The following is a 6,923-nucleotide window of genomic DNA, read 5'->3' on the forward strand; positions in this document are numbered from 1 at the left end:
TATGATCGTGCTATAAGCTCAACCCACAAAGACGGTATAGAAAAGGTCAGTGTGGTCTTTGATAAAGATACGGTGATACCTACTCAAGCGGGTCACATCTTTACCAACACCCTCACCAACAGTGTGGGGGAGAGTACTGATTACCGCTATCGTTACACTAACAGTGAAGCACAACTGTTATCGGTAATAGGCGCAGGTTGTGTCACTTGTGGACCAAGCAACGTGAGCTACGAGTATGATAGTGTAGGGCGGGTCACTAAAACCAGTCAGCTTGATAGTCAGGGGCAAGGGCATGTAGTATCAGCTATGTCAACTACCTATGATACGCTTGGACGCACGATCAAGGTGACGCAAACCGGTAGTACAGATAGCAAGAGCCAGCAAACGTGGCTGGGGTATAGCTATGACAGTGTAGACTATCCCATGTTACCGACCTCAATCACTCGCCCTAGCGTGGTTGAAGAAGGTAAGACTTCAAAGACGACACTTACCTATGATGAGTCAGGTAATGTCACCGCGATGACCGAAATGGGTTATCAGCCTGCAACCGCAACTAGTCAAGCGCAGTCTATCAGTCGTACCACCAGTTATCGCTATGAGAAGATTAATGGTAAGCAACAGCTAGTCGCAGTAAATGGGCCTCTGCAAGGTGATCAAGATACAACTCGCTATCAGTATGATAAGGATAATCAGCTCATTAGTATTAACTATCCTGAGGGTTTGACTCAGGCTATGAGCTACGACAATCAAGGCCGAGTCGTCACTCTACTTAATATCGACGGCACAACAAACAAATATCAATACAATGCGCAAGGTCAAGTCACCCAAAGCGATCAAGCGGGACAAGTCAGCCAAATAAACTATGACCCATTAGGTAGAATACAGCAAATCACCGATCCACTCGGTCAGATACTGAACTACCAGTATGACGCAAGTGGGCAAATCATCGGCATGGGCGATGGTAAGCAAGCTCAAATTGATCTGACTCGTGATACTGAGGGCAATCTTACCGCTGCCAACTTACTAGTCGATGGCAAAGTAGAGCAGCAGACCGAATTTGAAACTCTTGATAATACGACTAAGCAGCAGCTCTTAGCCAGTATTAAAGCTATTGCTGAGGATGGACAAAGCAACAGCGCCCGTCCTGAGGTAGTTATCAACCCCTTTGAAAAAGTAGCTGCCCTGATCAATCAGCCGCCAACCTTTATACAAGCAAAAGTAGAGCAAACGGATGCCCAAGGACTTATCACCACCTATAGCGTTGACGACTTTAGCAACATTATTAGCGTCGACAGTCCCACTACAGGGGTTAGCAGCTACCAATATGATGCCAACCGCTTACTTATTGCAAGTCAATCACCGCTAAACGCGCAAACCTATCAGCGTGATAACATCGGGCGTGTCATTGGCATTACCGTATCGTCAACGGATGGTAGCACCGAACAGCATAGTGTTGAGTGGGGTAAACACAACAAACCCACTAAAGTCACCTATCCTACAGGGCAAGAGCGCTTTAGCTACAATGATAATGCCCAACTACTCACTCATACCCAGCAAGTCGATAATCAAAGCTTCACCCTCACCTATAGCTACGACGATCAAGGCCGAGTCCAGTCCAAAACCCTCCCTGACGGCAACGTTATCAAGTACACCTATAACGGTGATGACAAGAAAAAAGTAGGCGTACTGAACGGCATTTATCTAAAAGGCATTTTGGACAAACCCATTATCACGGGTCTAAACTCAGACAGTGACACCAGTCTGGTACAGAGTTTTAATTTCGGTAATGGCATTAGTAACCTGGTACAAAAGGATCAAAACGGCCGTATCGTTCTAGCAGGTAACCCCAAAGTTGGACAAACTGCCCTTAATTACGACCCTAATCAGAAACAGCTAGAACCTGAACAAGTCACTCAAACCCACAGCGGGCAGATGGGTGATGCTATTCAACCTCAAAGTTCTGTCAGTCAGCAAGTGCGTACCGTGCTTGACCAAATCCTCTACGATCAAAACCCTGAGCCATTAACCGTTGCACAAAATGACATTGTAGAACAGATTAGCCAAACCCCTGAGATAGATCAATGGGGCAGAACCATTAAACAAGGCGATCAGCACTACGAGTATGATAGTCAAAACCGACTGATTAAGATTACCAGTACTAATGGAACAGGCAACCTAATACCCGTAGCTGACTATCGCTACAACACTTTTAACCAGCGTATCACTAAAACGACCTACAATAATCAAGGCAGTACCACCAAAACCACCTATTACTTCTATGATGGTAATCAGATTATTGCTGAAACTATAGACGCGGCTACCCAAACGGCGAAAAACCTTAAACAATATATTTGGCTGAACGACACGCCTATTGCCATCCTTAAGCAAGATGAGCTGTACTATATTCATACCGACCATAGAAACGCGCCGATAGCGGTCACCGATAGTATTAGTAAACTGGTATGGCAAGCAGATAACGAAGGCTTTGGTTATGCCAACATTAATGCCAAAAGCACGTTCGAGCTTAACCTGCGTCTATCCAACCAATACTATGATAGTGAAAGCGGTTTACACTACAATACCAATCGCTACTATGACGCACTAAACCAGCAGTACCTCACCCCCGATCCGTTAGGTCTAGCAGCAGGGCCTGATCTATTCGCCTTTGCCCTCAATCAGCCGCATTCGGTTAGCGATCCTGATGGGTTGTATCCTGATTATCATAAGAAAGACGTTTCCTTATGGAGTGCAGAAGAAAAGTTTGAATATGTAATAAGTAAAGCATCTGAGAGGTTTATCGGTGATGTTAGACAAGCTCTTAGAGATTTAATTTCTTCACCTAAAACAATAGCTACTACAGCACTAATTTTCGCAGTATATGCAGCAGCCCAAGCTACACCAATAGGTTGGGTTGCAGATGTAGCTGTGTTTGGATTAGCGGCTTGGTATATAGGTACAGCGGCTTTTAATATATTAGAAGCGATAGTTGACGTTGGAAAGGTTGCATTATTACCTTGTACTATCAGTGATTTAAATAACGCAGTGAATTCCATGGTAGCTGGAATAAAAGGAGCTATAGAAGTTGTAGGTGCAGTTGCTGCAGTAACTAAAATACCTAAAATTTTGAAATCCTTAACTTCAAAACTACCTAAAGTGTCATCAAGTATTATTAATAGTGTAAAAAATAAAACTAAAAATAGTTATTTAGCTCCAATTAAATTTTCTTCGTTAAATGACCTAGCAGAAAAAGCTTTTTTATTAGGGCCTAAAGTTAAATCCTCTACTGGAAGAAACAACTTAAGTAACGATGGAATCCTAGGTGAAAGCGTAGCGAAAAATATCTTGGAAGCAGCAACAGGTGCTAAATATCGTGGTATACAAAATGGTAGTGGCAACGGTCCAGATTTAATTAGAATAAATAAAGAAACTAAAACTATAGAACATGTTGAAGTCAAATCGAAGATGCCAACCTCTAACCCTAATACACATAAGACACCTGTATCATGGCCTAACGGAAAACCAAATGAAAGGTTTAGAACTTGGATTTTAGAAGCTAGAACTGGCAAGATTTCTGGCAAAAGTGTATCAAAGGATGATAGAGAGTATGCTGAACAAATTTACCAGTTACTTTATGGGCCCAATGCTACCTACACTCTTGATAACAAAGTAATGCAAGTGGTATTGCCTAAAATCAACGAAACAGGTAATACTATTGCAAAGATATTCAAATGGACAGGAAGTACTAAGCCAAGTGAAAGGTTAAAATAACTATGAAATATACAAGAGCAATTACTAATAAAAAATTTCCAAATATAAGGAATTTTCTCAAAAAATCTCATATTGAAGTCGATATATTCGAAAGAAATGAAAGACTTTTGAAGTATTCTTCAGGAAAAAGGTTTGAAGTTCCACCTACAGAATATATTGAAGGGTACGAATACAATGCCAAAAGAAACGTTGCTGATGACCTGAGTTTTTCTAATTATATTGAACTCTGTAACTCCTTATATAAAAAACTTTCTGGAGCTAGTAATCAAGATGAAATTAATAGCTTCACCTTAATGTACTACTGGGGATTACGTCTTGAAATGTTTTTTTATAAGAGGAACGTTGAAGAATTTAAAGAAGGTAAAAGGGATTTTGTTAACACAGGATTATCTTTAGATAGTATCGTATTTTTAATTGCTCATTTGTTTGTTCTTGACTGGGAGCGAGAGTCATACCAGTTAACTAAAGACCTGTTTGAGATTATCAATATTAAGTTTGATGTTGTTAGTGGTGTTGAAAATCAAGAAAGACCTTCAGATGCTCAGTATTTTATTTTGAATTTTCTTAATAGACAACAGGGATGGAATATTCCTTGCGTAATTGAATTTAAGCCTACTGACAATGTATACAAAAAAATTATTGAAGATTGGAGTCTTGAAGGGTGTCGTACGCTAGAGGAGCTTTTTATTGACGCTTGTAATAGACATATAAATGAAGCAAAGTTCTTCGAAGAAGATAAAGAGTTTCAAAAGTATTATGATTTTGGGAAGTATGAGTTCTTTTACTATCCTTTTGAGGTTTTGATTGTAGAGAAGTTAAGAGAGAAAAATAATTTGAACACTATTAAAGCTGATCATTCTCTATTGAAAACTCCTTTAGGGGGTTTACCATCTTCGTCGAAGTCAGAAAATTACTGTGACGATTTTCTTGTTAACCTTCTTGTTCGAGTCAAAAGTGAATATCCAAATTTTGCTGAGGATTATAAATTACCTAAAAGCACTGAGCCCAAGAAAAATAGTTGGAAGTTTTGGTAGTTAAAAAAAGACATTTCATTTGTTACTGTGCAAATGATTTTCTTCAAGAAAGAGAGAAGGACGCTATAGTATCTGCGTAGAAAAGTTAGTTTAGAGCATATTATGAAATTTAAATTTATAGGTACGCCTATAGTCAATGCACTACAAAAGAGTTATGTTTTGGATGAATATCATAAAACAGTTTAGATAAGTCGTTTTCCATCCAACCTTGGCGTAGAAACTTCACTTGAGCCCACTTCTTCTCGATGGGATTTAAGTCAGGACTATAGGGTGGTAAGAATAATAGCCTGTGGCCATGTCTGTTAAGCAGCTTTTGAACGCGCTTATGAAAGGCAGCATTATCCATAACGATCACACATTTTCTCTTAAGCTTTGGTATCAGTGTGAGCTTGCACCAATTATAGAAAATCTCTTTATTGATATTTGTTTTTAAGCAATCGAGTGCAAACAGCATTTTGCCACATAGTGCACCAATGACGTTGGTTCGATCCTTAGCTTGCCAGTTGTAGCGATCAATACAAGGTTTACCAATGGGTGCATAGCCACAAGGACGCATTGTTTCACTCTCAAAGCCACTCTCATCCATGTAGACAATAGCAAAGCCTTGAGAGATGAAGTGATTAAGTTTTTTTAGGTAGTACGCTCTCTTTACTGGACAAGCTTTGGGATGCTTAAGTGTCTTTTTTTTTGCTAATACCAATACGCTTTAAGGCTTTACTGATACCTGTTGGACTACATTTAAAACGCTGTGCACGCTCATAGTGATAATCGTCAGGGTAATCCTTAACATCTTGAGCTAAAGCGTCATCTTCTATTTTGTAGGGCTTAATATCTTGGGTGGTTTTACTGTGAAGACGCTTTTTCCACTTTTGGATAGTCGTGGGACTGATGTCATAGAAAATGGCAGCTTCAGCAAAGGTCATGCCTTCATCTAAGCTTTTCAGTACTTGTTTGCGATAATCTAGGGAGTAAGTCATGGTCGTTTATAGTGATAATCGTTTAGTTGATTTACTTTATAACATTTTTAAAGTCAGCTGACTATACAATGGACTCTTCAATAAGAGTGAGTACGAAACATATAGTGAAGCTGTACACAAAAATAATTTCTTTAATAATGAAAGGGAAGGTGTTTATGGTAAGGTAAAAATAGAGTATAACGATAAAAAAATATTTTTAGATATTTACTCTGATACTCTTGTTAATGCTTATGGAATCGAATGGGATGATAAAACTGATTGGCTTGCAGTGATAGGAGTTAGTAAAGAAACTTACAACTTGAAAATGCAAGATAATAAAATATCAATTTTTGACTCTAAATTGAATTTTGTAAGATATGTAGAATTAAAAAATATGAAAAATATATTGTTTGATGGTAAAGAATTTCCTATTGAGCGAATAATTAATATAAAAAAAGATGAAGAAAACGATTGTATGATCTGTGAACTAGGCTTTAATTACGAGTGGGTAGCAAAATTTGAATATGATATGAAAAGTGGTGATTTTAAAGAGCTTCTACTCATCTGGAGACGCTGAAAAATAATGATAGAAGAATTTGAAATTACAAGTAGTAAAGGACAAGTATGCATATATAGTGACTATTTATTTTTATATAAGGGAGGGAGGTATACATCGATTAGAGAAGCTGAATATAAATCTGGTTTTGGTTATAATATAGATAACCCGTATTTTATTATAGAATGGATGTATAACGAGGAGCTGATCAAGCTAACAGTTAAGGGAATTGCTTCAGATTTTAAAGTAGATCCAAAAAGTAATCTTATTTTCGCTAGAGGTGATTGTATAGATATTAGTAAATCCAATAAAAATATAATTACTAGTAATAGTACAGACGAATGGGCTTTAAATTTTTTCATCAACGAAGACGGTAGTATTAATCATCAGATTAATCCCCCTAAATATGTATATGATGAAGATAGAATACCTTGGCATACTTTTTTACCTTATAACAAGATAGAAGCAGAGAAAGCTAATAAAATATCTACAGAAGGGATTCGTAAAATAGAATTTTCTAATGAAAGAGCTATAGTCAGTTCTTTATAAATAAGATACAATCGTTTTAAAACAAGCGAAATGGCAGAAGAACACATGACCTATTCAGCA

The 6,923-nt window shown here is 38.1% G+C and carries 6 protein-coding genes; 4 read left to right on the top strand and 2 right to left on the bottom strand.

Annotation, left to right across the window (positions count from 1 at the left end; genetic code table 11):
* A partial coding sequence (locus J5X94_RS13675; protein WP_210541599.1) for an RHS repeat protein occupies positions 1-3,768 on the top strand: 3,768 nt, incomplete at its 5' end.
* A 2-nt stretch (positions 3,769-3,770) separates the two neighbouring features.
* Positions 3,771-4,802: a hypothetical protein gene (locus tag J5X94_RS13680; protein WP_210541600.1), complete on the top strand. Its 1,032-nt coding sequence runs from the start codon at positions 3,771-3,773 to the stop codon at positions 4,800-4,802.
* 133 nt (positions 4,803-4,935) lie between these two features.
* Here the strand turns inward: J5X94_RS13680 and J5X94_RS13685 are convergent, their stop codons facing one another.
* Both J5X94_RS13685 and J5X94_RS13690 read right to left on the bottom strand, forming a co-directional pair.
* The gene (locus J5X94_RS13685) at positions 4,936-5,502 is read right to left on the bottom strand and encodes an IS630 family transposase (RefSeq protein ID WP_210541601.1); all 567 of its coding nucleotides are present in this window, start codon (positions 5,500-5,502) and stop codon (positions 4,936-4,938) included.
* Positions 5,474-5,779, bottom strand: a complete 306-nt coding sequence (locus J5X94_RS13690) for an IS630 transposase-related protein (RefSeq protein WP_210541602.1) — start codon at positions 5,777-5,779, stop codon at positions 5,474-5,476. Before J5X94_RS13690 ends, J5X94_RS13685 begins: the two co-directional genes overlap by 29 nt.
* A 298-nt stretch (positions 5,780-6,077) precedes the next feature.
* On the opposite strand from J5X94_RS13690, the gene J5X94_RS13695 reads away from it, so the two are divergent.
* A complete protein-coding gene (locus J5X94_RS13695) occupies positions 6,078-6,335 on the top strand; it encodes a hypothetical protein (protein WP_210541603.1) in 258 nt (85 codons plus the stop codon).
* Positions 6,336-6,341: 6 nt separating this feature from the next.
* Positions 6,342-6,863, top strand: a complete 522-nt coding sequence (locus J5X94_RS13700; RefSeq protein WP_210541604.1) for a hypothetical protein — start codon at positions 6,342-6,344, stop codon at positions 6,861-6,863.
* Positions 6,864-6,923 lie beyond the last annotated feature (60 nt).

The sequence above is a fragment of the Psychrobacter sp. K31L genome (genome assembly GCF_017942195.1).
GTDB lineage: Bacteria > Pseudomonadota > Gammaproteobacteria > Pseudomonadales > Moraxellaceae > Psychrobacter > Psychrobacter glaciei.